An 889-nucleotide genomic window follows, 5' to 3' on the forward strand; every position below is an offset into this window, starting at 1 on the left:
CGCCGACGCGCGCGGGCCGCACTTCGGGGGCCATGCCGACCAGCAGCGCGTCGCGGCCGACGGCCGACGACACGAGCGACGCGTCGCCGACGCCGAGCGTAAACGGCGGTGCGCCGCGCGCCACGAAAGTCAGCGCGGCCGGATGCCAGCCGATCGCGACGGCCGGCTGGCCGCCGCCGAATCCGCCGTTGCGCATGTCGACGACGATCCGCCACGTGCGATCCGTATTCGCCGCGAACTCGAGCGGCGGATTGCGCTGCTCGCCGGCCTTGCCCTGCAGCCGGAACAGCACGGCGCCCGCGACGTCGCGCCACGGCGCCTGCGCGTCGGCGCGGCTCTGCAGCGTCGCGCGCGCGACGGTATTCGGTTGCGGCAGGTCGATGCGCACGCGGTCGACCGGATACGCGCCGTCGGTGTCGAACAGGTACTCGCCGGGCGTGCCGCCGGCCCGCACGCGCACGGCGTCGCGCCATTGGCGCGGCACGGACGCGGTGTCGGTTCCGCGTGCATCGCGCGGGTGCGTCTCGACGTCGATCGACGCGATCGCGGGCGCGCCGTCGAGCCAGTCGAGCCGCAGGTAGCGCGGCGCCGCGCCTTCGAGTGCGATGCGCTCCTGCACGAGCATGTCGTCGCCGTGGCCGACTTTCAGCAACTGCGTGCTGCCGAGCGAGCGCCAGCTGCGCAGGTCGTCGCTGGCTTCGACGGCGACACGCCCCTGGTAGCTGTCGTCGCCCACGTGTACGAGCAGCGCGTCGATGTCGCCGTCCGCATGCGACAGGTCGACGAGATCCGCGCCGTGCTTTGCGCGTGCCGGTGCGGCGACGCCCGCGCGCAGCGCGCCGTCCGGGCCGACCGTCACGCCGAGCGGCGCGCTGCCGTTGTCGGCGCG

The 889-nt window shown here is 74.8% G+C and carries 1 protein-coding gene; it reads right to left on the reverse strand.

Features of this window, described 5'->3' with window-relative positions; translation table 11 throughout:
• On the reverse strand, positions 1-889 hold an 889-nt coding region (locus tag DPV74_RS41575), incomplete at both ends, for a DUF3999 family protein (protein ID WP_162923351.1).

The sequence above is a fragment of the Burkholderia sp. HAN2018 genome (genome assembly GCF_024704855.1).
GTDB classification, from domain to species: domain Bacteria; phylum Pseudomonadota; class Gammaproteobacteria; order Burkholderiales; family Burkholderiaceae; genus Burkholderia; species Burkholderia cepacia.